A 23,443-nucleotide genomic window follows, 5' to 3' on the forward strand; every position below is an offset into this window, starting at 1 on the left:
CAATCGGCCTGCTTTTTCTCTATTCTTATTGAAAGACAGGACGTTCAAACATGAACATTCACGAATATCAGGCAAAGCGCCTTCTACATTCTTACGGCGCACCAATTGCTGGCGGCGTTGCAATTTATTCAGCTGAACAAGCTGAAGAATGGGCAAAGAAAATGCCTGGACCGCTTTATGTGGTTAAAAGCCAAATCCACGCCGGTGGCCGCGGTAAAGGCAAATTCAAAGAACTTGGCGAGGAAGCTGCAGGCGGTGTTCGTCTTGCGCGTTCTGTTGAAGAAGTTGTTCAACACGTCAAAGATATGCTCGGCAATACGCTGGTCACAAAACAGACTGGCCCTGAGGGCAAGCAAGTAAACCGTCTTTACATTGAAGATGGTGCGGACATTGAACGCGAATTGTACCTTTCTATCCTGATCGACCGCACAGTTGGTCGTCCGGCATTTGTGGTTTCCACAGAAGGCGGCATGGACATTGAGGCGGTTGCTGAAGAGACACCTGAGAAAATCTTCACACTGCCAATCGATCCGCTTAAAGGCATGACCGATGCGGATTCTAGAAAAATCAACCGTGCTTTGAAGCTGACTAAAGAGGCCGCTAAAGACGGGTTGGAACTTTTCCCGATCCTCTACAAAGCTTTCACTGAAAAAGACATGTCTTTGCTTGAAGTGAACCCGCTGATCGTCATGAAAGACGGCCGTTTGCGCGTTCTTGATGCGAAGGTTTCTTTTGATGGTAACGCATTGTTCCGCCATGAAGACATTATGGCGCTGCGCGATTTGAGCGAAGAAGACGACAAAGAGATCGAAGCGTCTAAGCACGATCTTGCCTATGTTGCTCTCGACGGCAATATCGGCTGCATGGTGAACGGTGCTGGTCTTGCAATGGCAACGATGGACATCATCAAGCAATATGGCGAAGAGCCAGCGAACTTTCTTGATGTGGGCGGCGGCGCGACAACTGAAAAAGTGACCGCAGCGTTTAAAATCATCACGGCTGACCCGAAGGTCAAAGGCATTCTCGTCAATATTTTCGGCGGCATCATGAAATGTGATGTGATCGCGGAAGGTGTTGTTCAGGCGGTTAAAGATGTTGGTCTTAAAGTGCCGCTCGTTGTGCGCCTTGAGGGCACGAATGTTGAAAAAGGCAAGCAGATCATCAACGATTCTGATGTTGATGTGATCGCAGCTGATGACCTTGATGATGCGGCTCAGAAAATCGTGAAAGCGATTAAAGGCTAATTGGATGGAAGCTGGCCCCCTGATCGGAACATTGCTTCCTTTTGCTGTCCTGTTCGGGGGACTGTTTCTTTTCTTACGTGCGACGAACCGTCATTATCAAAAACATGTTCATGAAGTGAACTCGGTGAACCAAGAAATAGCGGATACGAACCGTGAAATGATTGCCGAACTTCGTGAGATCAAACAGTTATTAAAGGACCGACACTAATGTCCATTCTAATCGACAAAAATACGAAAATTCTTGTCCAAGGTCTGACCGGTAAAACCGGTACATTCCACACGGAACAAGCGCTTGCCTATTTCGGCACAAAAATGGTCGCGGGTATTCACCCGAAAAAAGGCGGCGAAACGTGGACTGCAGGCGAGGGCGCTGGCGAAGCTGCCGGCACTGAATTGCCGATTTTCGCAAGCGTTGCGGAAGCTAAAAAAGCAACGAAAGCCAATGCTTCTGTGATTTATGTTCCACCAGCAGGTGCGGGCGCTGCGATCATTGAAGCGATCGATGCGAAAATTCCACTGATCATCTGTATCACTGAAGGTATTCCGGTGATGGATATGGTTGAGGTTAAAGCCAAGCTCGATAAATCTAAATCACGTCTTATCGGCCCGAACTGCCCAGGCGTTATGACACCAGACGAATGTAAAATCGGCATTATGCCGGGCAACATTTTCAAAAAAGGTTCTGTTGGCATTTTGAGCCGTTCAGGCACTTTGACATATGAAGCCGTGTTCCAAACAACCAATGAAGGTCTTGGCCAGTCTACGGCTGTTGGTATCGGCGGCGATCCGGTTAAAGGCACAGAATTCATCGATATGCTTGATCTGTTCCTTGATGATCCTGAAACAGAATCAATCATCATGATTGGTGAAATTGGCGGTTCTGCGGAAGAAGAAGCCTGCGAATGGCTTCAAGAGCAGGCCAAAAAAGGCCGTTCAAAACCAATGGTTGGCTTTATTGCAGGACGCACAGCACCTCCAGGCCGCACAATGGGCCATGCTGGTGCCGTGATTTCCGGCGGTAAAGGCGGCGCGGAAGACAAAATCAAGGCGATGGAAGCTGCGGGTATTCGCGTTTCACCATCACCGGCAAAACTTGGCGAAACACTTGTAAGTGTTTTGAAGGGTTAAGTTCGCAATAGTGAACCAAAATGACTTTCCCCCGCCACAATTCGGGGGAAAGGGAACCTGAGGGGAAACCCTTAATACAAATTTGCGGAAGATCCTGAAAGCAAGGCGATCGAAATGGCACGCACCGATAATCAAAACGACATAATGGCGCTGACCTCATTTTTGTATGGTGGCAATGCCCACTATATTGAAGAGCTATATGCGCAATATCAGGACGATCCGTCATCGGTGTCTGATGACTGGAAGGAATTCTTCAAGGATTTGAAGGATGCGCCGGAAGACATTCGTAAGAACGCGCAGGGCGCATCTTGGGAACGTGATAATTGGCCAATTGATGCCAATGGCGAACTGACATCTGCGCTTGATGGCAATTGGGGCGCTGTTGAAGCCCAGATTGAGAAAAAGATTAAAGACAAGGCAGCGGTTGCGCCGGGCAAATTGTCTGATGTTGATGTCTTGCAGGCAACACGCGATTCTGTGCGCGCGATCATGATGATCCGTGCCTACCGTATGCGTGGTCATTTGCATGCTAATCTTGACCCGCTCGGCATTGCTGGCACACGCGAAGATTATCAAGAACTGCACCCTGCGTCATACGGCTTCAAAGAAGCTGATTATGACCGCAAAATCTTCATCGATAATGTGCTTGGTCTTGAATATGCGACAGTGCGCGAAATCGTTGATATTTGTAAGCGCACTTACTGCGGCACGATGGCCGTTGAGTTTATGCATATTTCGAATCCAGAGGAAAAACTCTGGTTGCAGGAACGCATTGAAGGGCCAGGCAAGGGCGCTGATTTTACCGATGAGGGTAAAAAAGCGATCATGCAGAAGCTTATCGAGTCAGAAGGCTTCGAGCAGTTTTTGGATGTGCGTTATAAAGGCACAAAACGCTTCGGTCTTGATGGCGGTGAATCGCTGATCCCAGCGCTTGAGCAGATTATCAAACGCGGCGGCCAGCTTGGGCTGCAAGATATTGTTTTGGGCATGCCGCACCGTGGCCGCTTGAACGTGCTGACACAGGTGATGGGCAAACCGCACCGCGCTTTGTTTAACGAGTTCAAAGGCGGCTCGTTTATGACGGATGATGTGGAAGGTTCAGGCGATGTGAAATATCACCTCGGCGCATCTTCTGACCGTGAATTTGACGGTAATTCTGTCCATTTGTCTTTGACAGCAAACCCATCTCACCTTGAGATCGTCAACCCTGTTGTTATGGGTAAAGCCCGTGCCAAGCAGGACCAGCTTGCTGGTGGATCGCACCGCGCTGAAATTGTGCCGCTTGTCGAGCGCGTTAAAGTATTGCCATTGCTATTGCACGGCGATGCGGCGTTTGCTGGACAGGGTGTTGTGCCTGAATGTCTTGGCCTATCTGCGCTTCGCGGACACCGCGTTGGTGGTACAATCCACTTCATCGTCAACAACCAGATTGGCTTTACGACGAACCCGTATTTCTCGCGTTCATCGCCTTATCCATCTGACGTTGCGAAAATGATCGAAGCGCCGATTTTCCATGTGAATGGCGACGATCCTGAAGCGGTGGTTTTTGCGGCCAAGATTGCGATTGAATTCCGTATGAAGTTCCATAAGCCGGTTGTCATCGACATGTTCTGTTACCGCCGCTTTGGTCACAATGAAGGCGATGAGCCGTCGTTCACACAGCCGCTGATGTATAAGAACATTCGCAGCCACAACACGACTGTTTCTCTGTACGCTGATAAATTGGCCGCCGATGGTGTTATGACCAAGGATGAAGTCGATCAGCAGAAAGCTGAATGGCGTGACCATTTGGAACAAGAGTTTCAGGCGGGCGACGAATATAAGCCAAACAAGGCCGATTGGCTGGACGGTGCATGGTCTGGGCTGGCACGTGCGAGCAATGAAGACGAGCGCCGTGTTGGTAAAACCGCTGTGGCAATGAAAACGCTAAAAGAGATCGGCAAAAAGCTCTCGACGGTTCCGGATGATTTGAAGGTTCATAAAACCATTCAACGCTTCATGGATAACCGTGCGAAAATGGTTGATACTGGTGAAGGTATCGATTGGGCGATGGGCGAAGCTCTGGCCTTTGGCTCACTTGCGCTTGAAGGTTATGGCGTGCGTCTTTCCGGTCAGGATTGTGAGCGCGGTACATTCTCGCAGCGCCATTCGGTTCTCTACGACCAGCAAGACGAAACGCGCTATACGCCTTTGAACAATATCAAAGCGGGTCAAGCGCGCTATGAAGTCATCAACTCGATGTTGTCGGAAGAAGCGGTGCTTGGTTTTGAATATGGCTATGCATTGGCTGAACCAAACGGGCTAACACTTTGGGAAGCGCAGTTTGGCGATTTTGCCAATGGCGCGCAGGTTATCTTTGACCAGTTCATCTCATCGGGTGAGCGTAAATGGCTGCGTATGTGCGGTTTGGTTTGCTTGTTGCCGCATGGCTATGAAGGCCAAGGCCCAGAACACTCATCAGCACGTTTGGAGCGTTTCCTTCAAATGTGTGCGGAAGATAATATGCAGGTGGCGAACTGTACAACGCCGTCGAACTATTTCCACATTCTGCGCCGTCAGATGAAGCGTAACTTCCGTAAGCCGCTCATTTTGATGACGCCAAAATCATTGCTGCGCCATAAAAAGGCGACATCAACTTTGGCAGAAATGTCCGGTGAAAGTGCATTCCACCGTCTGCTATGGGATGATGCGGAATATCGCAAAGACCATGAGATCAAATTGGTCACAGACAGCAAAATCCGCCGTGTCGTTCTTTGTACGGGTAAGGTTTATTACGACCTTGAAGAAGAACGCACAGCACGCGGTATTAACGATGTGTATTTGCTTCGTATCGAGCAGCTTTATCCATTCCCTGCCAAAGCGCTGATCAATGAATTGTCACGCTTTAAAAATGCAGAAATGGTTTGGTGTCAGGAAGAGCCGAAAAACATGGGCGCTTGGTCGTTCATTGATCCGTATTTGGAATGGGTGTTGGCGCATATTAATGCCAAGCATCAGCGCATTCGCTATACGGGCCGCGCTGCGGCGGCTTCTACGGCAACAGGCTTGATGTCCACGCATAAAGCGCAGCTCGCGGCTTTCCTTGATGATGCTTTATCTGAGTAAGCTGACCAACTTATTTTAATTTAAGAGAGATAGAATAATGGCCACAGAAATTCGCGTACCAACCCTTGGTGAATCCGTTTCAGAAGCAACTATTGGCAAATGGTTCAAAAAAGTTGGCGAAGCATTTAGCGATGGCGAAACATTGGTTGAGCTTGAAACTGACAAAGTAACGCTGGAAGTGCCTGCACCGTCTGCTGGCACGTTGAGCGAAATCACTGCGCAAGAAGGTGACACTGTTGAAGTGGACGCTCTACTTGGCATGATGGAAGCTGGTGATGGTAAGGCTGCAGCACCAAAAGAAGACAAAAAAGAAGAAGCGCCAGCAAAATCTGAACCTGCAAAATCCACGTCTGAGACAAAATCTGGCGATATGCCTGCAGCACCATCTGCGGCAAAATTGTTGGACGAAAACAACATCTCGAAAGATGATGTTGATGGGTCAGGCAAGCGCGGTCAGGTGCTAAAAGGCGATGTGCTTGAAGCATTAAACCGTGTGCCAGAAGCACCGGCTGCACCGAAGGCTGCACGCGCAGCATCGGGCGATGATGCATCGCGTGAAGAGCGCGTAAAAATGACACGCCTTCGCCAGACAATCGCGCGACGCTTGAAAGACGCGCAGAATACAGCGGCCATGCTGACTACTTATAACGAAGTCGACATGACTGCCGTTATGGAAATGCGCAAAAAGTACAAAGATCTTTTCGAGAAAAAACACGGTGTGAAGCTCGGCTTTATGGGCTTCTTCACGAAAGCTGTTTGTCATGCATTGCAGGAAATTCCAGCGGTTAATGCTGAGATTGATGGCACTGATCTTATCTACAAGCACTTCTGTCATATCGGTGTTGCGGTTGGCACAGAGAAGGGTCTTGTTGTGCCAGTTGTTCGCGATGCGGACGCAATGGGCATTGCCGATGTTGAAAAAGAAATTGGACGTCTTGGTAGAGCCGCACGCGATGGCCAGCTTTCTATGGCTGATATGCAAGGCGGTACATTCACGATTTCCAATGGCGGCGTTTATGGCTCGCTGATGTCATCGCCGATTTTGAACGCACCGCAGTCCGGTATTTTGGGCATGCACAAAATTCAAGAACGTCCAGTGGCTGTGAACGGCGAAGTTGTTATTCGTCCAATGATGTATCTGGCGCTTTCTTATGACCACCGCATTGTGGACGGCAAAGATGCCGTGACATTCCTTGTGCGCGTTAAAGAAAGCTTGGAAGACCCAGAACGTCTGGTGCTTGATCTTTAAGGAGCGGTCATGAGACTTCTTGCAGGCATGGTTGGTTTGTGGGTGGCAGTGCTGCCATCCATTACCCACGCTGCGTGTCCGCAAGAACTGGCGGTTTATGAAGCTGACAATGGTAATCTTTTGGAGTTCAGCGGCAATAGTAATGCCGAAATGGGATTTCATCAGATTGGACTTTTGCTGCAAGCCAATGATGATCAAGAAACACCGATTATTCTGGATGCTTTCGTTGAGAAAACGCATGGGCTTGGACAAGCTGAAATGATTGTGCGCTATGGCTGTCCCGATGGTGATATTCCGCTCGATGATCTTGATGAATGTACGATCTATCAAAGTGTTGTTTATGGCGCTGATAATGCAGGGCTGATTGGTGAGTTGCCGGCGGCGGGCAAGCCTGCCGCTGAAACTATCGTTTTACCGAATTTTACCGCCGATGTGTGGATGCACCCGGCTTGGAAAGAAATAAGTGGGCCGAAACGTCCCGCAGAAATTTTTCAGCTTTCGGGCTGTATGGAATAAGGCGCAGAGGCGCGAAAGGAATTTGATATGTCATATGATGTGGTAGTAATCGGCTCCGGCCCTGGCGGATATGTTTGTGCAATCAAAGCAGCGCAGCTTGGGCTTAAAGTCGCAATCGTTGAAAAACGTGCGACGCTTGGCGGCACATGTCTGAACATTGGCTGTATTCCATCCAAAGCGATGCTGCATGCTTCTGAAGTTTTTCATGAAGCGGGTCATTCAATGGCAGCGCTTGGCGTTGATGTTGGTGCACCAAAACTCAATCTGAAAAACATGCTGGCGCATAAGGATGCGACGGTTAAGGCCAATGTTGATGGCGTTGGCTTTTTGATGAAAAAGAACAAGGTTGATGTCTTTACTGGCACCGGCAAAATTGCAGGCGCTGGCAAAGTTGTTGTCACAGGCGATGATGGCAAGGACCAAAGCCTTGAGACAAAGAACATTGTGATCGCTACTGGTTCTGACGTTGCGGGTATTCCGGGCGTTGACGTTGCGTTTGATGAGAAGACGATCGTCTCTTCAACAGGTGCACTTGATCTGACAAAAGTGCCTGCGAACCTCGTCGTTGTTGGCGGCGGTGTGATCGGTCTTGAGCTTGGTTCTGTATGGCAGCGCCTTGGCGCTAATGTCACGGTTGTTGAATATCTCGACACGATTTTGGCTGGCATGGATAAGAGCGTTTCCAAGCAGTTCCAGAAGATGCTTGAAAAGCAGGGCATGAATTTCAAAATGGGCGCGAAAGTGACCGGCGTTACGAAAGCTAAATCAGGCGCAGAAGTAACATTTGAACCGGCTAAAGGCGGCGATGCTGAAACGCTAAAAGCTGACATCGTGCTGGTTGCAACAGGGCGCAAACCGTACACCGAAAATCTCGGGCTCGAAGAAGCAGGCGTTAAGCTTGATGATCGCGGCCGCGTGGCGATTGATGGTCATTGGAAAACAAATGTCGATGGCATTTACGCGATTGGCGATGTTGTTGTTGGCCCGATGCTTGCGCATAAGGCTGAAGATGAAGGCATGGCCGTTGCTGAAATTATGGCTGGCCAAAAAGGCCATGTGAATTTTGATGTCATTCCATCTGTTGTCTACACTCAGCCCGAAGTTGCCTCAGTTGGTAAAACCGAAGAAGAGCTAAAGGCTGCAGGCGTTGAATTTACTTCAGGCAAATTCCCGTTCACTGCCAATGGCCGCGCCCGCGCAATGCTGGCAACGGAAGGTTTTGTGAAAATTATCGCCGATAAGAAAACCGACCGTGTTCTTGGTGTTCATATTATCGGCAAAGGCGCTGGCGAACTTATTCATGAGGCCGCTGTCTTGATGGAGTTTGGCGGTTCGTCAGAAGATTTGGCACGTACATGCCATGCGCACCCAACAATGAGTGAAGCTGTACGCGAAGCTGCATTAGCAACTGCATTTGGCAAACCGATCCATATGTAAGGATGAGCCCGCGCGTTCATGAAGTGAACGTCAATTTACCTCATCCGGCGTTACCGGATGGGGACTGGGCTGATGGTTTTAGCGTCGTGGTTGACCAGCCTTTTGATAATGCGCGTTCTGCTGGTGATGCGATTATTGCAGCATTTCCAAAATGGATGTCTCCGGCTTTGTTTTTGCGAAAAATTTTGGTGGCTCCCTTCGGTTTGAAGGGCGCTATACATCATAATGGTTCAGACCGTGTGGGCATATTTCCTATCACCTATGAGGCGAGCGATGCGCTTTATGCGGGCATTGATGAGACGCATTTGAATTTCAGAATTGTCGTTGAAATTGAAGACCATGCGGGCGGCCAGCAGGTTTTGCTTAAAACAATTATCAAGCGCCATAATGCGTTGGGCCGATATTATTTACGTCTTATAATGCCGTTTCACCGCAGAATCATCACGTCAGCGCTCGCAAAGCTGAATGAGACAAAGCTGAATTAGAGACAATGCTTCACGCATAACCAGAGATTTCGCTGTACAGTTTTATGTCAGAACAATGGTTTCTTGCGGTTTTCCACTGAATTGTCGCTTAAAGGGTCTCATTGTTCGCATTCAGGTGCTAGGGGTTGCCTGCACAATACACTAACCTCGTATATGGTGGGTTTTTCGAAATCCTTTGATGAACCCATTCGCGTTAAACAGAGGAGGGTTAATCATGGCAGAACCTACTGCTGCTGAAATCGTAGAAGATGTTCCACATCCGGTGGATACAGACTACGAAATCGGACAAAACAATATCACACCACTTGGACTGGATATTCACAATCCGGTATTTCTTATATCTGGCCTTTCGGTCGTAGCATTTGTTCTTGTTACTTTAATGTTCAAGGAAAACGCTGCGGAGTTTTTTGGTTGGTTGCGCAATACGCTGACGTCAAAATTTGACTGGTTCTTTTTGCTGGCTGGTAACGTCTTCGTACTTTTCTGTATCGCGTTGATGATTACGCCTTTGGGCAAAATTCGCCTTGGCGGCGATGATGCAACACCGGATTACGGCTATATGGGCTGGTTTGCGATGTTGTTTGCTGCCGGTATGGGCATCGGCTTGATGTTCTTTGGTGTGTCAGAACCAATGTCGCACTTTGCGTCATCTATGGGCGGCACGACAGTTGAGGGTGCTGCACGCACCGACTGGGCACCTCTTGGTGCTGCAGCGGGTGACATCGTGGCTGCACGTGACCTTGGCATGGCGGCGACGATCTTCCACTGGGCACTGCATCCATGGGCGATTTATGCCGTTGTTGCGCTGTCGCTTGCGTTCTTTACGTATAACCGTGGTTTGCCGCTTACATTGCGTTCGGCTTTCTACCCGATCTTGGGTGAACGCGTTTGGGGTTGGCCTGGACACATCATCGATATTATGGCGGTTTTTGCAACTTTGTTCGGTCTTGCTACGTCGCTTGGCTTTGGTACTGAGCAAGCGCTTGCCGGATTTAATTATCTGTTCGGCTGGAGCACAGGCGATGGCGCGAAGGTTCTTTTGATCGCAATCATCACAGGACTGGCACTTGTGTCTGTTTTGCGCGGATTGGATGGGGGCGTTAAAGTCCTTTCCGAGATCAATATCGGGCTGGCAGCATTGTTGCTATTGTTCATTATTGCTGTTGGACCAACGGCAACGATCTTTGAAACGATCATTTATGGCGGTGCTGCTTACGTTAAAGAAATCATTCCATTGTCGATGCCATTTGGCCGCGAAGACACGAATTTCAGCCAAGGCTGGACCGCGTTTTATTGGGCATGGTGGATTTCATGGTCGCCGTTCGTTGGTATGTTTATTGCCCGCGTTTCACGTGGCCGCACGATCCGCGAATTTATCTTCTGCGTCATCGTTATCCCAACTGTAGTTTCTATCCTTTGGATGGGCGCTTTTGGCGGTACGGCAATCAGCCAAGTTATCGCTGATGCATCTGCACCGGTTAAAGATGCAGCACTAGAACTCAAATTGTTCGAAATGCTGAAACCATTGCCATTGGCAAGCATCACGTCGTTTATCGGCATCATCCTCGTCTTGGTGTTCTTTGTGACATCATCTGACTCTGGATCGCTGGTTATCGATACGATCACGGCTGGTGGTAAAACCGATGCGCCCGCTGCTCAGCGTGTATTCTGGTGTACGTTTGAGGGTATCGTTGCTGCAACATTGTTGCTGGTTGGCGGTAATCAAGCATTGGATGCTTTGCAGGCGATGGCGGTTTCGACCGGATTTCCGTTCGCAATTATCTTGCTGGTGATGTGTGTGAGCTTGTTAATAGGCTTGATGCAAAGCCTGCGCGAAGGAAAAAGCTAAACACAAAAAACCCGGTGATCGGGGAAAATCACCGGGTTTGACGCCGTTTGGCTTAAATTTGGGAGGAAGCCTTATTGCTTTTAACTGGAGGTCAAAGCGTTCTTTTATGGCGTCTTGTTACTTGTAAACGCAGTTCGGCTTGGTTCGTTCCCTAAATAAGCTGACGTTATTTCGTGATAAAATTAAGGCCCGTATCGTTGCAGATACGGGCCTTAATTATTTGTGTGAAATTGTTATGTTTAATTCGCGTCCGGTGCAGGTGCATCGGGTACGGCTTCTTCAACCACATCAGGTACATCAACGCTGATATTGACATCTTTAGAGCCGTCCATTGCGCCGCCTGAATATAAATAAGCTCCGCCTGCAATCACTGCGAGCAAGATAAGCACAGCAACGATCCATCCGCCGCTACCACCAGACTTTACGACTGTTGTATCCCGTTTTTCGTCAACCATGATATTCTCCTTTTATACCCCTTAAACAGAAAGGGGATAAAAAGGTTCCAATCTCACTTTTGGCGAGAGAAGAATCTACTGAACGGCAGTGACGGTGTAACCTGCATCTTTGTAAAGCTGAGCCAAACCGTTTTCACCTGGCAGGTGCAGCGCGCCTACAGCGATGAAGGCATTGCCGCGCTCTAAAAGAGGCGTTGAGCGCTTTAACATTGTTTTGTTGCGTGTATTGACCATCGTTTCTTCAAACTGCGCATAGCCTTCGCTGGAGGCTGCATCCGTTTGACCAGCCATATCTGATACAGCACGTAGCATTGGCCAGACAGTGCCAGTTTTGCCTTCGGTATAAAGAATGATCATTGTCTCGGTCACATCTTTTACGGTGTCACCAAGTGCCAATGTGTCGATCAAGCCTTTAACGTGAAACTTCATCGGCAGGGATGCCATTGCATCAAATTGCTCAATCAGTGTTTCAAGGCCGACAAGTTCTTTGCCGTCCTTTTCGGCGCTCTGTGCCAAGGCTAAATCAAGAAAAGGCTCGCCTGCTTGTTTGCGTTCAAACTCGCATTCAGGCAGCGCAAACATGCCGGTCAAAAGCCAAGGCTTCATTCGGTCGATAAGCGCAAGCTGCATACCGCGTTCAGCAAGGTTTTTGGCTAGAACGTCTTTTTCTTCTTCGTTCAGGAAGTCGGATAGGCGCTTGTCATCAACGAACATTGTCAGCTCTGGTTTTGCCATTAATGCGACCTGCGCGGCGGCAGGATCAAGTATCTCAGTGCTTTCAATGGCAACAATATCAGCGCCATCAAGCGCTGCTTGGGCAGCTTTTGGTAATGAGATAACGCGCGGGTCTGTCATGTGCATCGTGCCAAACAGGTAAGATGGCGCGCTTCCGGCTTTTTCAAGCTTGAATAAAAGACCTTCACCAAAGGGTACTTTGGCCGCTTCGCTTTCAATCGCCGCAAAGCGTTCCGGATTATCGGCAGCAAATTTTTGCATGAGGTTATTACCTCCGCATGTTTTTGCTGGTGCCTCGGCTTTTGCCTGTGTTGCGGTAAAAGCCAGTAGCATTGTTACGGCAAGCACAGTGGCATGAATCGCGCCAATAATAACAAGCGAGGCATCTGAAATGCGATCAACGATCGCGGCGGTGCGGGTGTGATGTGTTTTCATGGCGATAGAATAGTCATGAAAAGACGATTATTTGGTTAAAACAAAAGGTGCGTTTTAGCCTATTTATCCATTTTTTAACCGCGCGGATGGGCGGAGCGATACGCATCGAGCAAATGCTTGGTATCAACGCCCGTATAGACCTGCGTAGTGGAAAGGCTGGCATGGCCAAGAAGCTCTTGAATTGTACGCAAATCACCGCCAGAGGCCAGCAAATGCGTGGCGAATGAATGCCTGAGCGCATGGGGTGTAGCGCTATCTGGCAGGCCAAGCGCACCGCGCAAACGCCGCATATCGCGTTGAAGAACAGCGGGTTGCAACGCACCGCCGCGCACACCGCGAAACATGGGTGCGCCCTGATGCAGATCATAAGGACAAAGCTTGCGATATGCGTTCACGGCTTTGAAAACGACCGGCAAAAGCGGCACGGTTCTGGTCTTGTTGCCTTTGCCGGTAATGGCAATAGATTTTGCGTTTTCATCGCGCAGTGCCATGCCATCCAGTGAAAGCGCTTCGCCAAGGCGAAGGCCGCAGCCATAGAGCAATGTTAAAATAGCGATATTGCGCGCCCGCACCCAAGGTTCTTCAATTAGCTGATCGCTGTCCGAGACAACGCGCAAAGCGTCCGTCGCGGTTAATGGTTTGGGTAGTGATTTTGGTTGGCGCGGCGCACGCATGGCGCTTGCGGCTGTCGCATTGGCAAGGCCAGCATTTTCTAAATAGCGCAGAAAAGAACGCACACCCGCAAGGCCGCGCCCCAATGTGCGTGCACCCGCGCCATTTTGGCGTCTTCGGGTTAAAAATGCGCGCAAATCCATCGGCTTTAAATTGGCTACAGATTTTAGATCGGCCGTGTCACCGAAATATTCCGAAATGAAGAATAAGAACTGGCGTGTATCGCGCTCATAGGCATCAAGCGTGTGCTCTGACAAACGCCTTTCTTGGCCAAGCTTTTTTAGCCACGCAGAACGATGCGCCAAGAGCTTTGGCGATGCGGGCAGAAGCAATGGGCTGTTCGGGTTGTTGTTCATGGGGCCATTGTAATGCGGCAAGGTTACCGCATCGTTGCGATTTATATTGGCTTGGCCGCCAAAAACCATTATCCGAGCATTATGAGTAAAAACGATCTTGAAAATCCGGTTCTTCTTGGTGTCATTGGTGCAGCCCATGGCATCAAAGGGCAGTGCCGTGTGAAAAGCTATACGGGCGACCCCGAAGCGTTGGGCGATTACGGCACTTTATATGCCGAAGATGGCCGCGCTTTTGATGTTGCCGATATTCGCAGCGCGAAAAATGTTGTCGTTGTGACATTTAAACAGGTCAAAGACCGTAACGCTGCCGAGGCGTTAAACGGCACCGAGCTTTATGTCGACCGCGAACAATTGCCCGATGACATGCTGGATGATGATGAGTTCTATGTTGAAGATTTAATCGGCATGGATGTTCTTGATGCAGCTGGCACCCATATTGGTGCGGTTATGGCTGTGCCGAATTTTGGTGCTGGCGATATGGTTGAAATCGCGATGCTGAATGAAAATGGCGGCCTTTCGAACAAGACCGATCTTTATCCATTCACCAAAGCGGTTGTGCCGACCATTGATATGGAGCGCTGGGCGATAACGCTGGTGCCACCATCTGAAATTATCGTGCCGCCGGAAGGTTCAAAAGAACGCGAAGGCGACCCTGATAATGAGGGGCTTGATGTTGAGGGCTCTGAGGAATGAGTTTTCGCGCATCGGTTCTCACGCTTTATCCCGAAATGTTTCCAGGCACGCTTGGGCAGTCTTTGGCCGGACGTGCGCTCGATAATCGAATTTGGGAACTGGACGTTACGCAAATTAGAGATTTTGCTGAAGGTAAGCACAAGAATGTGGACGACACGCCATCTGGCGGTGGGGCAGGCATGGTGCTGCGCGCCGATGTTGTGGGCCGCGCGATTGATAGCGTGTCATTGCCGGATGATCCGCGCCCACGGCTGATGATGAGCCCGCGCGGCAAACCGCTCACGCAGGCGCGTGTACGCGATTTGAAAGACGGGCCGGGCGTGGTGATTGTCTGCGGGCGTTTTGAAGGGCTTGATCAACGGGTGATTGATGCGCGTGATCTGGAAGAGGTTTCCATCGGCGATTATATTTTGTCGGGCGGCGAGGTTGCAGCACAGGTGCTGCTTGATAGCGTTGTGCGATTGTTGCCCGGTGTGATGGGCAATGACATATCGGGCGAGACAGAGAGCTTTGAGACTGGCTTGCTAGAGCATCCACATTACACCCGTCCGGCTGAGTGGGAGGGCTTGAGCATTCCCGACGTTTTGTCCTCTGGCAATCACGGCAAAGTGGAAGAATGGCGGCGGAAGCAGGCTGAAAAGCTGACCAAAGAACGCCGACCAGACCTTTGGGAAGCTGCACAGAAGAAATAGGCGCAATAAAAATGCGCCCAAATAGGTGACAAAGCCTATTATCTGATGTATGTGCGCGCTCAACTCGGACAAAGATCCGAAAATGACGTCAATTAGCAATTACGAGCATGACTACCGCTCCGACCTTCTGGGTCAGGTTACACGATAAAATTATTGTGGGCCGTTCGTCGAGCGCTCTGGCAGTTCAAAAGAACAGGAAAAGACAGATGAATATTATTCAGCAGCTCGAGCAAGAGCAGCGCGCGAAAATCGACGAAAAACGCACATTCCCAGAATTTTCTCCAGGTGATACTGTACGCGTTCAGGTTCGCGTTACAGAAGGCAAGCGTACACGTTTGCAGGCTTATGAAGGCGTATGTATTGCCCGTTCAGGTGCAGGCCTTTCTGAAAACTTTACAGTGCGTAAAATTTCTTACGGTGAAGGCGTGGAACGTGTGTTCCCAATCTACTCACCATTGGTTGAGGCTGTTGAAATCGTTCGCCGCGGTAAAGTACGTCGTGCGAAACTTTACTACATGCGTAACCTACGCGGTAAGAAAGCCCGTATTGTTGAAAACACTGGTGTTCGTGCCAAGCGTTTGAACGACCTTGAGCGTCAGGCAATGCTCGATCAAAAAGCAGCGCAAGAAGCTGAAAAAGTTGCAGCAGCAGAAGCACTAGCGGCTGAAAAAGCAGCGGCAGAAGCAGCTGAAGCAGCAGCGGCAAGCGCAGCAGAAGAAAACAAAGACGCATAAGTCTTTTAAATACTGATTTTTGAAGAAGGCGCGCTGAAAGGTGCGCCTTTTTTGTTGAATCGCATTGGGAGGCCTTGCGCGGATTAGTATCGCAGTCCATTTTGCGTACAAGCTAAATACAGCCATTCTCTTTGTGACAGATGGGGACTTTCCGATGATTACCAAACGCGTATTCTTATCTATGGCAGCTATGGCTGTTGGCATGAGCGCAAGTTTTTCTGCATCCGCGCAGGATCTGCCCGATCTGGGCGGCAAGACAATTACTGTTGTAACTGAAAATGCATATCCGCCACTTCAGTTCATTGATCCGAAAACAGGCGAGCAAATCGGCTGGGAATATGATGCTGTTGCTGAAATCGGCAAGCGGCTCAATGCCAAAATCGAATATCAAAACACGTCATGGGATGCGATGATCCAAGCGGTCTCCGATGGCCAATATGATATGGGCATGACGGGTATTTCCATTAAAGAAGACCGCAAGGAAAAAGTGGATTTCTCAGACTCTTATCTGGTGTCTGAAATGTTCATGCTGGTGCGCGGCGATGAGGATCGTTTCACCGATTCTAAAAGCTTTGCAGCGTTTGAAGATGGTTTGGTTGGCGCGCAGCCGGGCACAACACCATTTTACACAGCGGTTTACGATGTGCTTGACGGTGATGAAGCCAATCCGCGCATCAAGTTGATGGAAACATTTGGTGCAACGGTTCAGGCATTGCGCGCTGGCGATGTGGATATGGTTTTGACAGACGGTGTTGCCGGTAAAGGCTATGTTGATGCATCTGACGGTGCGCTAAAGCTTTATGATGAAGCGCTTGGCACAGATAATTTTGGTTTCATTTTTCCAAAAGGTTCCGAAAATGTTGCGCCGATCAATGCGGCTATCGCATCGATGAAAGCTGATGGCACGATTGATGCGATCAACAAAAAATGGTTCCTTGATTATAAGCTTGGCGAATAGGCTCGGGTATATCCACTCTTGTTGAACCCTGAAAAACACAAGTCGCCCGACAAAAAGTCCGGCGACTTTCCTTATTGGCTTGTCGCGCTTGGCGCTATAGCGGTTGCGCTGGCTTATGTTATCGCAACAAACCAGCTTTATTCGCAAATTGCGAACGCTGTTTCCAAAGGCGTTTATATTACGGTCTTTGTAACGCTTGTTGGGTTCTTTCTGGCGACGATGCTTGGCTTGATTTTCGCGCTGATGGGCCTGTCGAAATCGCTCGTGCTTCGACAAATCGCACGGTTTTATGTCGAGGTCATACGCGGCATTCCGATGCTTGTGTTGCTTTTCTATATTGCATTTGTTGGCGCGCCTGCATTGGCTTGGCTCATCGATACGATAACGCGACCACTGCAAGAGGCGGGCGTGATGGGCGAATTTCGCACCCGTGATATTTCGTTGATGTGGCGCGCGGTTTTAGCGCTGATGATTGGCTATTCAGCCTTTATTGCAGAAGTATTCAGGGCCGGTATTTTGTCGGTTGATGAAGGCCAAGTTGAAGCGGCCGAAGCGCTGGGCTTGTCGCCTTGGCAGCGTTTTCGTTTGGTTGTTTTCCCGCAGGCAATTCGCACCATATTACCACCGCTTGGCAATGACTTTGTCGCGATGGTGAAAGATTCGTCGCTGGTGTCTGTGCTTGGCGTTGCAGACCTTACCCAGATGGGCAAAATCTATGCGTCCGGCTCATTCAGGTTTTTTGAAACCTATTCTATCGTGGCTTATATTTATCTGGTGCTGACGATTGGGTTGTCGCTTGGCCTGCGCCAAATTGAAAAGAAATTGCGCAAAGCGCAGGAGCGCTGATATTTAAGCGTTGAAAATCAGCGCGCTCCCCAAAATAACAAGAATAGCACCAATCCATGCGCCGATTGCGGGGGCTTCTTTGGTACGCCACCACAAAATTGGCAATAGCAGTGCTGGCGTTGTTGCCGACAAGGTTGTGATGACGCCGACCTTTCCGCCCGATAGCGCAAAGAGCAGCAGGGTCATGCCAAGGCCCATGCCGAGAAGGCCGGATAAAGCTACCTGCGTCCAAATGGAAACGCTGCCCGGATTGGCCTGCTTGAAGTTTTTATGAGGCAGAAGCATCAAGGCCCAAAGTCCAAATGCGGCAGTGCCAACGCGCAAGGCCGATGCTGCAACAGGGTCAACGCCTGTCTCCATAATCGGTCTTGCAATTAGCGCACCAATGGCCTGTGCAAGGGCTGCTAATGTGCCGAACAAAATACCGACCCAAAGCGTGCCGGTGATGCTCTCCCATTTGTGGAGCTGTGTTTTGCGCTTTCCGAAAATAATGGCGAGAATGACGCCGATAATTGTGATGGACACACCTAGAAATGTTTGCAGTGCCAGTGCTTCGCCCAAAAACAGATAGCCAAGCAGAACTGAAATCGGCGCATTCATGGAAAACAAAATGGCTGTTCTGCGCGGACCCAAGCGGTTCATGGTTAGGAACAAAGCGGTATCGCCAAGAAAAATACCGATAAAGCCGGACCAGAATAAAGCCCAAAACGCATCGCCTGTTATGCTCGACCAAGTGCCGAACAGCGTTGCCCAAGCGATAAGCGCGACAAAAACGATTGTCATGCGCCAGCGGTTAAAGGCAATTGCGCCTAGATGCTTGGCCGGATCGGCGGACAGAATGCTGGTAAAGGCCCAAGTTAGGGCGGCGAGCATAGCAGCTGCTTCAAAGATAAACATAAATGGCAGCCTCACCCGTGCTTAAAAATTAGCCATGCGCCAATTATTACACGCGCGTCAAGCTGTATTGGTGGCCTTGACCCGACCCTAAAGTAGGGTGCATATCAGCGCTAATAATTTCACTGTATATTCAGGACGAAACGCTATGACCGGACCGCGCACGCTTTACGATAAAATTTGGGATGACCATCTTGTCCATCAGGCAGATGATGGCACTTGCCTTCTTTATATTGATCGCCACCTTGTTCACGAAGTGACGAGCCCGCAGGCTTTTGAAGGTCTACGTCTGTCTAATCGCACCGTGCGTGCGCCAGAAAAGACATTGGCTGTCGTGGACCACAATGTTCCAACATCACCGGATCGTCACCTTGGTATTAAAAACGAGGAAAGCCGTATTCAGGTTGAGGCATTGGCCAAAAACGCTGCTGATTTTGGCGTTGAATATTATTCAGAGAACGACAAGCGCCAAGGCATTGTTCACATTGTTGGACCTGAGCAAGGTTTCACATTGCCGGGCATGACAATTGTTTGCGGTGATAGCCACACATCAACGCATGGCGCATTTGGCGCTTTGGCGCATGGTATTGGTACATCTGAAGTTGAGCATGTTTTGGCGACGCAAACGCTGATCCAGAAAAAAGCTAAAAACATGCTTGTGCGTGTTGATGGTGTGGCACCGGAAGGTGTGACAGCCAAAGACATCATTCTGGCTGTTATTGGCGAAATTGGTACAGCTGGCGGCAATGGCCATGTGATTGAGTTTGCAGGTGAAGCCATTGAAGCGCTTTCAATGGAAGGCCGTATGACGATCTGTAATATGACGATTGAAGGCGGTGCACGTGCCGGCCTTATCGCGCCAGATCAGAAAACATTTGATTATATTACGGGTAAGCCACGCGCGCCTAAAGGTGCAGCGCTCGATATGGCGCTGGATTATTGGAAAACATTGCAAACGGACGAAGGCGCACATTACGACAAAGTTGTTGTGCTTAATGCTGCTGACTTGCCGCCAATCGTTTCATGGGGCTCTTCGCCAGAAGACGTAATTTCCGTTGACGGTGTTGTGCCAAATCCTGATGACATCAAGGATGCAAATGCGCGTACTTCTAAATGGCGCGCATTGGAGTATATGGGCCTTAAGCCTGGCACTAAAATTACTGACATTACATTGGACCGCGTGTTCATCGGCTCATGTACTAATGGGCGTATTGAAGATTTGCGCGCTGTTGCCAAAGTTGTTGAAGGCAAGAAAGTTGCATCAACTGTTGATGCGATGATCGTTCCAGGTTCTGGTCTTGTTAAAGAAATGGCGGAAGCTGAAGGTCTGGATAAGATTTTTATCGACGCTGGATTTGATTGGCGTGAGCCGGGCTGTTCAATGTGCCTTGCAATGAACGACGACCGCCTGAAACCTGAAGAGCGTTGTGCATCAACATCCAACCGTAACTTTGAAGGCCGTCAGGGCTTTAAAGGTCGCACGCATCTTGTTTCGCCTGCAATGGCTGCTGCCGCTGCAATCGCGGGTCATTTTGTGGATATCCGCACACTTTAAGCGTTTTTAAATTCCGACTTTGAAGCCCGTTTTGCCCTGTGTGAAGCGGGCTTTTTGCTGCTTTTATTGACGTTACGGAACTTTTTTCATAAATCATAAACCATGTTGATTGGATGCTGTTGATAAAACACGGCATTTTAAAACAATTGATAATACTTTGCCTTATAGTTCGCCCAGAACCACGGGGATTATAGTGAGCAGCCAATTATACTTTCAATTGATCACGCCATTGATTTTCCTTGTGTTCGCAATGGGATTTGGACTGATATATCGCTATACAAGTGATCAGGATTCAGCCCGCTATTTTGCAATTTCATACTTATTTGGCGCTATCGCTTTTGTGCTGGATATTTGCCGGAGTTTAATACCGGGCATCATCGATAATATGGTCTCGAACTTGGCCTATATGTTGTCAGCAGGCCTGTTTTCTGTCGCTCTCATGGCGCATTACCGCCGAAAAAAACCTTGGGCTGTATTGAGCATTATCGGGTTGGTTGCGCTTTGCACGTCCTATTATTTCATGCTCATTGATGATGACATGGCCGTGCGGGCACTTGTCTTGAATTTCTTTGGTTCTTTGCTGCTTGGATATCCGGTCATTGCTCTACGCGGCATGAAAAGGCGTCCGATAGACCGCTTAATCTATTGGGTGGTCGCATTCACAGTTGTGCAATTTCAATTGCGAACAATAATTGTTCTGATGATCGAAGGAAGCACGCTTTCAGAAGAAACCTATTCTGGATCGCTTTCGGCAGTAACATTCCAACTTCTAACATCTGTTTCAGCGCTGCTAATGGCTTTGGCTTTGTTTGCTATGTTTGGCATGGAAATCGTGTTGAAACTTCGCCGTAATAGCGAGACCGATATTCTTACTGGATTGCTGAACCGTCGCGGTGTTGAAGCAAAATTACCAGAATTTGAAAATGCGCTTGCCAATGGTGTTAAAAGTCACGGCGTGCTGGTGTTAGATATTGATCACTTTAAAGAGGTTAATGACACTTTTGGACATAGTGCCGGCGATGAGGTGCTGGTTGCCTGTGCAAATCTGCTTAAAGAGCTGAAGGTCGAGCAATCGATTGTCTCTCGCGTGGGCGGTGAAGAGTTTAATGTGGTTCTATATAATGTAGACGAGAATACTGCAAAATTGGTGGCGGAGTATGCGTGTAGTGCATTCTCCAATCTTACACATCCAGCGATTGATAATAAGGTTGTCACGGTCAGCATTGGTGTCGCTTTATGGGACGTTGATGCAAGCTTTGCCGAAGCTACACGCAAAGCTGATACAGCGCTTTACCGCGCCAAATCTGGCGGGCGTAACCGCGTCGTTGTTGCGCGCACGAAAATTGTTCAATTCCAGACCAGAGGTGCGGAGCGCCGCGCCTCTTAAACTGGAATTATAACGCTTAAGGCATAGAGCCACACCGTTGCCGTGAGTACGGAAAGTGCGGTGCAGATCAAAAATGCTGATGCAGCTAAACTGACAGCGCGGTCATACATCACTGCAAAAATGTAAATGTTCATGCCAGGCGGCATGGCCGCGAGTGTGACAACTGCGCGTACCGTTTGTGGCTCTAGCCCAAAGATATAATGGGTAAGCCCAAAGGCAATGGCGGGATGCACGATCAAAGACAGACAGGCAACCAGCATGCTTTCAGACAGGCCAGCGCTGATCTTATATTTTGTCATCGCAGCGCCAATGCCAACCAGCGCCACAGGTATGGCAGCGGTTGCCAGCATATCAACAGCAGAAATGACGGGTTCAGGCAGTTGAATGCCTGAAAAATTCATGGCGACGCCGATCAAAATGCCGATCATCAGAGAGTTGGCGAGGATGGATTTTCCAGCGGTTTTTAATGTGGTGGCCAAGGATTTTCCATCACGCCGCATCAGCTCCATTGTGACCATGCCAAGAATATATAGGCTTGGCGCGTGGAAGGCGATGATACCAAAGGCAGGCGTTAATGCTTCGCTGCCAAATGTTCGCTCAATAATGGCAATGCCTAAAAGTACCGAATTGGAAAATGTTGCGGCAAAGCCAACGGACACGGCTTCACCGGGCCTGCGCTTGAAGATTTTTCGGGCCAGAATAATGCCAAGGACAAAGCAGGAAACGGCACCGGTATAAAACCCAATGAGTGCAGGCGCAGAGAAGGCGGCCGCAAAATCAAGGTTGAGCATGGCGCGAAATAAAAGCACCGGCACGGCGACCTTAACGGCAAAACTGTTAAGGGCATCACCAACCGTATTGGGAACATAGGCTGTGCGCACTGCACCATAGCCGATAGCGATCAGAATAAAGACCGGCAGAACGGCCAAAAAAATAGAGAGCAATTGCATATCCTTTATACGCGGGTAATCTATGACCTATCGCGTAAACCGCAAGGAAATAATGTGCTTCAGTTTTGCAGTATTCAGACTATTGCGCGGTGCTGTGGGACATTGTATTTTAATGCGATGAATCGCTATCTTTACAAAATAATGGGTCTTTCAACCCTCATCGCCACTGTTACCCTTAGCGCTTGTTCGTCATCTGGCGGCGGCGGTGTTGGTAATTCAGTCCAGCCAGCTTTAGCGAAATGGCGCTGTACGGGCGGCGTTACGATGACGGTGCGCCGTGAAGGCGCAAATCTTTTGGTGTCTGATTCGCGCGGTGTTGAAACAGAGTTGCCTGCCGATCCGCCTGGTCAACGTGAGCGTTACAGTAAAACTGGTTATGCGTTGGTTTTTGAAGGGCGCAATGCCAGCTGGTTTGCCAGCGGCAAAGCACCAACTGATTGTCAGCGTTAAGGCGTTTGATGCGAATCACGAGCCTATATGTGCTTGATTTTGCGCAATTGTGATCAATTTCAAGAATGGATTGATATACTTTGGTGCTGTTTTTTTAAGATTAGGGCGTTTCAAACGGTTCAGGACTTTGACGTACTCCAATATCGGGTTTAAAGACTTGCAACAAAGGTGGCAATTTTGTGATTGCCCCATAGTTTAACTCGGGGGATTTCTCGTGTCTTCGACGTCTACGAAGCGGCCGCTTTCACCGCATCTTTCTATTTATAAGCCTATCCCGACAATGGTCATGTCTATCATGCACCGTATTACGGGCGTTGCTCTTTATACAGGCACATTGCTGGTTGCGTGGTGGCTCATTGCTGCTGCATCAAGCGAAGCCTACTTTAATTGGGTGAACGGCTTTTTTGCCTCATGGTTCGGCATTCTCGTCATGTTTGGTTACACATGGGCACTCGTGCTTCATATGCTTGGCGGTATTCGCCATTTCGTCTGGGACACTGGCGCCCTGATGGATAAACACACATCAACCAAACTTGCTTATGCTTCGATGATTGCATCTATCGTCATCACGGTCCTGATCTGGATCGTTGGTTTTAGCGTTACATAAGGGGATCGAAT

The 23,443-nt window shown here is 49.2% G+C and carries 23 protein-coding genes; 18 read left to right on the forward strand and 5 right to left on the reverse strand.

What is annotated here, in order from left to right; translation table 11 throughout:
• Positions 1–50 precede the first annotated feature (50 nt).
• The 9 genes from sucC (at position 51) to C504_RS0113555 (ending at position 11,013) form a co-directional block, all read left to right on the forward strand.
• Positions 51–1,244: an ADP-forming succinate--CoA ligase subunit beta gene (gene sucC / locus C504_RS0113515; protein WP_018689894.1), complete on the forward strand. Its 1,194-nt coding sequence runs from the start codon at positions 51–53 to the stop codon at positions 1,242–1,244.
• Positions 1,245–1,248: 4 nt separating this feature from the next.
• On the forward strand, positions 1,249–1,452 hold the full coding sequence (locus C504_RS0113520; RefSeq protein ID WP_018689895.1) for a hypothetical protein: 204 nt from the start codon (positions 1,249–1,251) through the stop codon (positions 1,450–1,452).
• Positions 1,452–2,372: a succinate--CoA ligase subunit alpha gene (sucD, locus tag C504_RS0113525; protein ID WP_018689896.1), complete on the forward strand. Its 921-nt coding sequence runs from the start codon at positions 1,452–1,454 to the stop codon at positions 2,370–2,372. The genes C504_RS0113520 and sucD overlap by 1 nt, the downstream gene beginning before the upstream one ends.
• 114 nt (positions 2,373–2,486) lie before the next feature.
• Positions 2,487–5,477: a 2-oxoglutarate dehydrogenase E1 component gene (locus tag C504_RS0113530; RefSeq protein WP_018689897.1), complete on the forward strand. Its 2,991-nt coding sequence runs from the start codon at positions 2,487–2,489 to the stop codon at positions 5,475–5,477.
• Between the two features lie 37 nt (positions 5,478–5,514).
• Positions 5,515–6,726, forward strand: coding sequence for a 2-oxoglutarate dehydrogenase complex dihydrolipoyllysine-residue succinyltransferase (odhB, locus tag C504_RS0113535; protein ID WP_018689898.1), 1,212 nt, complete (start codon positions 5,515–5,517; stop codon positions 6,724–6,726).
• A 9-nt stretch (positions 6,727–6,735) separates the two neighbouring features.
• Positions 6,736–7,242, forward strand: a complete 507-nt coding sequence (locus tag C504_RS0113540; RefSeq protein ID WP_018689899.1) for a hypothetical protein — start codon at positions 6,736–6,738, stop codon at positions 7,240–7,242.
• Positions 7,243–7,269: 27 nt separating this feature from the next.
• Entirely contained in the window at positions 7,270–8,679 is a 1,410-nt protein-coding gene (lpdA, locus tag C504_RS0113545) for a dihydrolipoyl dehydrogenase (protein ID WP_018689900.1), read from the forward strand.
• 2 nt (positions 8,680–8,681) lie between these two features.
• Positions 8,682–9,164: a DUF2867 domain-containing protein gene (locus tag C504_RS0113550; protein ID WP_018689901.1), complete on the forward strand. Its 483-nt coding sequence runs from the start codon at positions 8,682–8,684 to the stop codon at positions 9,162–9,164.
• A gap of 214 nt (positions 9,165–9,378) precedes the next feature.
• The gene (locus C504_RS0113555) at positions 9,379–11,013 is read left to right on the forward strand and encodes a BCCT family transporter (protein ID WP_018689902.1); all 1,635 of its coding nucleotides are present in this window, start codon (positions 9,379–9,381) and stop codon (positions 11,011–11,013) included.
• 239 nt (positions 11,014–11,252) lie between these two features.
• Here the strand turns inward: C504_RS0113555 and C504_RS17930 are convergent, their stop codons facing one another.
• The 3 genes from C504_RS17930 to C504_RS0113570 form a co-directional block, all read right to left on the reverse strand.
• Complete coding sequence (locus C504_RS17930) at positions 11,253–11,468, reverse strand: hypothetical protein (RefSeq protein WP_018689903.1); 216 nt, start codon at positions 11,466–11,468, stop codon at positions 11,253–11,255.
• A 75-nt stretch (positions 11,469–11,543) separates the two neighbouring features.
• On the reverse strand, positions 11,544–12,638 hold the full coding sequence (locus C504_RS0113565; RefSeq protein WP_018689904.1) for a TraB/GumN family protein: 1,095 nt from the start codon (positions 12,636–12,638) through the stop codon (positions 11,544–11,546).
• Positions 12,639–12,712: 74 nt separating this feature from the next.
• Entirely contained in the window at positions 12,713–13,666 is a 954-nt protein-coding gene (locus C504_RS0113570) for a tyrosine recombinase XerC (protein WP_018689905.1), read from the reverse strand.
• Positions 13,667–13,747: 81 nt separating this feature from the next.
• Between C504_RS0113570 and rimM the strand changes: the two genes are divergently transcribed.
• The 5 genes from rimM (at position 13,748) to C504_RS0113595 (ending at position 17,589) form a co-directional block, all read left to right on the forward strand.
• Complete coding sequence (gene rimM, locus C504_RS0113575; RefSeq protein WP_026317504.1) at positions 13,748–14,359, forward strand: ribosome maturation factor RimM; 612 nt, start codon at positions 13,748–13,750, stop codon at positions 14,357–14,359.
• Positions 14,356–15,051 (forward strand): tRNA (guanosine(37)-N1)-methyltransferase TrmD, encoded by a 696-nt coding sequence (trmD, locus tag C504_RS0113580; RefSeq protein WP_018689907.1) that lies wholly within the window; start codon positions 14,356–14,358, stop codon positions 15,049–15,051. The genes rimM and trmD overlap by 4 nt, the downstream gene beginning before the upstream one ends.
• Positions 15,052–15,257: 206 nt before the next feature.
• Entirely contained in the window at positions 15,258–15,785 is a 528-nt protein-coding gene (rplS, locus tag C504_RS0113585) for a 50S ribosomal protein L19 (protein WP_018689908.1), read from the forward strand.
• A 181-nt stretch (positions 15,786–15,966) separates the two neighbouring features.
• Complete coding sequence (locus C504_RS0113590; RefSeq protein ID WP_425393383.1) at positions 15,967–16,743, forward strand: transporter substrate-binding domain-containing protein; 777 nt, start codon at positions 15,967–15,969, stop codon at positions 16,741–16,743.
• Positions 16,744–16,764: 21 nt separating this feature from the next.
• Entirely contained in the window at positions 16,765–17,589 is an 825-nt protein-coding gene (locus C504_RS0113595) for an amino acid ABC transporter permease (protein WP_026317505.1), read from the forward strand.
• A gap of 3 nt (positions 17,590–17,592) precedes the next feature.
• Here C504_RS0113595 and C504_RS0113600 read toward each other — a convergent pair whose 3' ends face one another.
• Positions 17,593–18,486, reverse strand: a complete 894-nt coding sequence (locus tag C504_RS0113600; RefSeq protein ID WP_018689911.1) for a DMT family transporter — start codon at positions 18,484–18,486, stop codon at positions 17,593–17,595.
• Positions 18,487–18,631: 145 nt separating this feature from the next.
• Here C504_RS0113600 and leuC point away from each other — a divergent pair, with 145 nt between their 5' ends.
• Complete coding sequence (leuC, locus tag C504_RS0113605) at positions 18,632–20,038, forward strand: 3-isopropylmalate dehydratase large subunit (protein WP_018689912.1); 1,407 nt, start codon at positions 18,632–18,634, stop codon at positions 20,036–20,038.
• Positions 20,039–20,231: 193 nt separating this feature from the next.
• Positions 20,232–21,425, forward strand: coding sequence for a GGDEF domain-containing protein (locus tag C504_RS0113610; RefSeq protein WP_156815953.1), 1,194 nt, complete (start codon positions 20,232–20,234; stop codon positions 21,423–21,425).
• On the opposite strand, the gene C504_RS0113615 is transcribed toward C504_RS0113610, so the two are convergent.
• Complete coding sequence (locus C504_RS0113615; protein WP_026317506.1) at positions 21,422–22,369, reverse strand: AEC family transporter; 948 nt, start codon at positions 22,367–22,369, stop codon at positions 21,422–21,424. The genes C504_RS0113610 and C504_RS0113615 overlap by 4 nt on opposite strands.
• Before the next feature lie 147 nt (positions 22,370–22,516).
• Here C504_RS0113615 and C504_RS18400 point away from each other — a divergent pair, with 147 nt between their 5' ends.
• Together C504_RS18400 and sdhC are read left to right on the forward strand one after the other, a co-directional pair.
• Positions 22,517–22,825: a hypothetical protein gene (locus C504_RS18400; RefSeq protein WP_156815954.1), complete on the forward strand. Its 309-nt coding sequence runs from the start codon at positions 22,517–22,519 to the stop codon at positions 22,823–22,825.
• A 214-nt stretch (positions 22,826–23,039) separates the two neighbouring features.
• Positions 23,040–23,432 (forward strand): succinate dehydrogenase, cytochrome b556 subunit, encoded by a 393-nt coding sequence (gene sdhC / locus C504_RS0113625; protein ID WP_026317507.1) that lies wholly within the window; start codon positions 23,040–23,042, stop codon positions 23,430–23,432.
• Positions 23,433–23,443: the final 11 nt, after the last annotated feature.

The sequence above is a fragment of the Ahrensia kielensis DSM 5890 genome, from assembly GCF_000374465.1.
Lineage (GTDB): Bacteria > Pseudomonadota > Alphaproteobacteria > Rhizobiales > Rhizobiaceae > Ahrensia > Ahrensia kielensis.

Excerpts from the sequence above, each read along its gene's own strand:
- C504_RS0113555 (WP_018689902.1), top strand. The coding sequence starts at position 9,379 with ATGGCAGAACCTACTGCTGCTGAAATCGTAGAAGATGTTCCACATCCG.
- C504_RS17930 (WP_018689903.1), bottom strand. The coding sequence starts at position 11,468 with ATGGTTGACGAAAAACGGGATACAACAGTCGTAAAGTCTGGTGGTAGC.
- odhB (WP_018689898.1), top strand. The coding sequence starts at position 5,515 with ATGGCCACAGAAATTCGCGTACCAACCCTTGGTGAATCCGTTTCAGAA.
- rimM (WP_026317504.1), top strand. The coding sequence starts at position 13,748 with ATGAGTAAAAACGATCTTGAAAATCCGGTTCTTCTTGGTGTCATTGGT.
- C504_RS0113565 (WP_018689904.1), bottom strand. The coding sequence starts at position 12,638 with ATGAAAACACATCACACCCGCACCGCCGCGATCGTTGATCGCATTTCA.
- C504_RS0113570 (WP_018689905.1), bottom strand. The coding sequence starts at position 13,666 with ATGAACAACAACCCGAACAGCCCATTGCTTCTGCCCGCATCGCCAAAG.
- C504_RS0113520 (WP_018689895.1), top strand. The coding sequence starts at position 1,249 with ATGGAAGCTGGCCCCCTGATCGGAACATTGCTTCCTTTTGCTGTCCTG.
- sucC (WP_018689894.1), top strand. The coding sequence starts at position 51 with ATGAACATTCACGAATATCAGGCAAAGCGCCTTCTACATTCTTACGGC.
- C504_RS0113540 (WP_018689899.1), top strand. The coding sequence starts at position 6,736 with ATGAGACTTCTTGCAGGCATGGTTGGTTTGTGGGTGGCAGTGCTGCCA.
- sucD (WP_018689896.1), top strand. The coding sequence starts at position 1,452 with ATGTCCATTCTAATCGACAAAAATACGAAAATTCTTGTCCAAGGTCTG.
- C504_RS0113600 (WP_018689911.1), bottom strand. The coding sequence starts at position 18,486 with ATGTTTATCTTTGAAGCAGCTGCTATGCTCGCCGCCCTAACTTGGGCC.
- C504_RS18400 (WP_156815954.1), top strand. The coding sequence starts at position 22,517 with ATGGGTCTTTCAACCCTCATCGCCACTGTTACCCTTAGCGCTTGTTCG.
- C504_RS0113530 (WP_018689897.1), top strand. The coding sequence starts at position 2,487 with ATGGCACGCACCGATAATCAAAACGACATAATGGCGCTGACCTCATTT.
- C504_RS0113550 (WP_018689901.1), top strand. The coding sequence starts at position 8,682 with ATGAGCCCGCGCGTTCATGAAGTGAACGTCAATTTACCTCATCCGGCG.
- C504_RS0113590 (WP_425393383.1), top strand. The coding sequence starts at position 15,967 with ATGGCAGCTATGGCTGTTGGCATGAGCGCAAGTTTTTCTGCATCCGCG.
- trmD (WP_018689907.1), top strand. The coding sequence starts at position 14,356 with ATGAGTTTTCGCGCATCGGTTCTCACGCTTTATCCCGAAATGTTTCCA.
- rplS (WP_018689908.1), top strand. The coding sequence starts at position 15,258 with ATGAATATTATTCAGCAGCTCGAGCAAGAGCAGCGCGCGAAAATCGAC.
- leuC (WP_018689912.1), top strand. The coding sequence starts at position 18,632 with ATGACCGGACCGCGCACGCTTTACGATAAAATTTGGGATGACCATCTT.
- lpdA (WP_018689900.1), top strand. The coding sequence starts at position 7,270 with ATGTCATATGATGTGGTAGTAATCGGCTCCGGCCCTGGCGGATATGTT.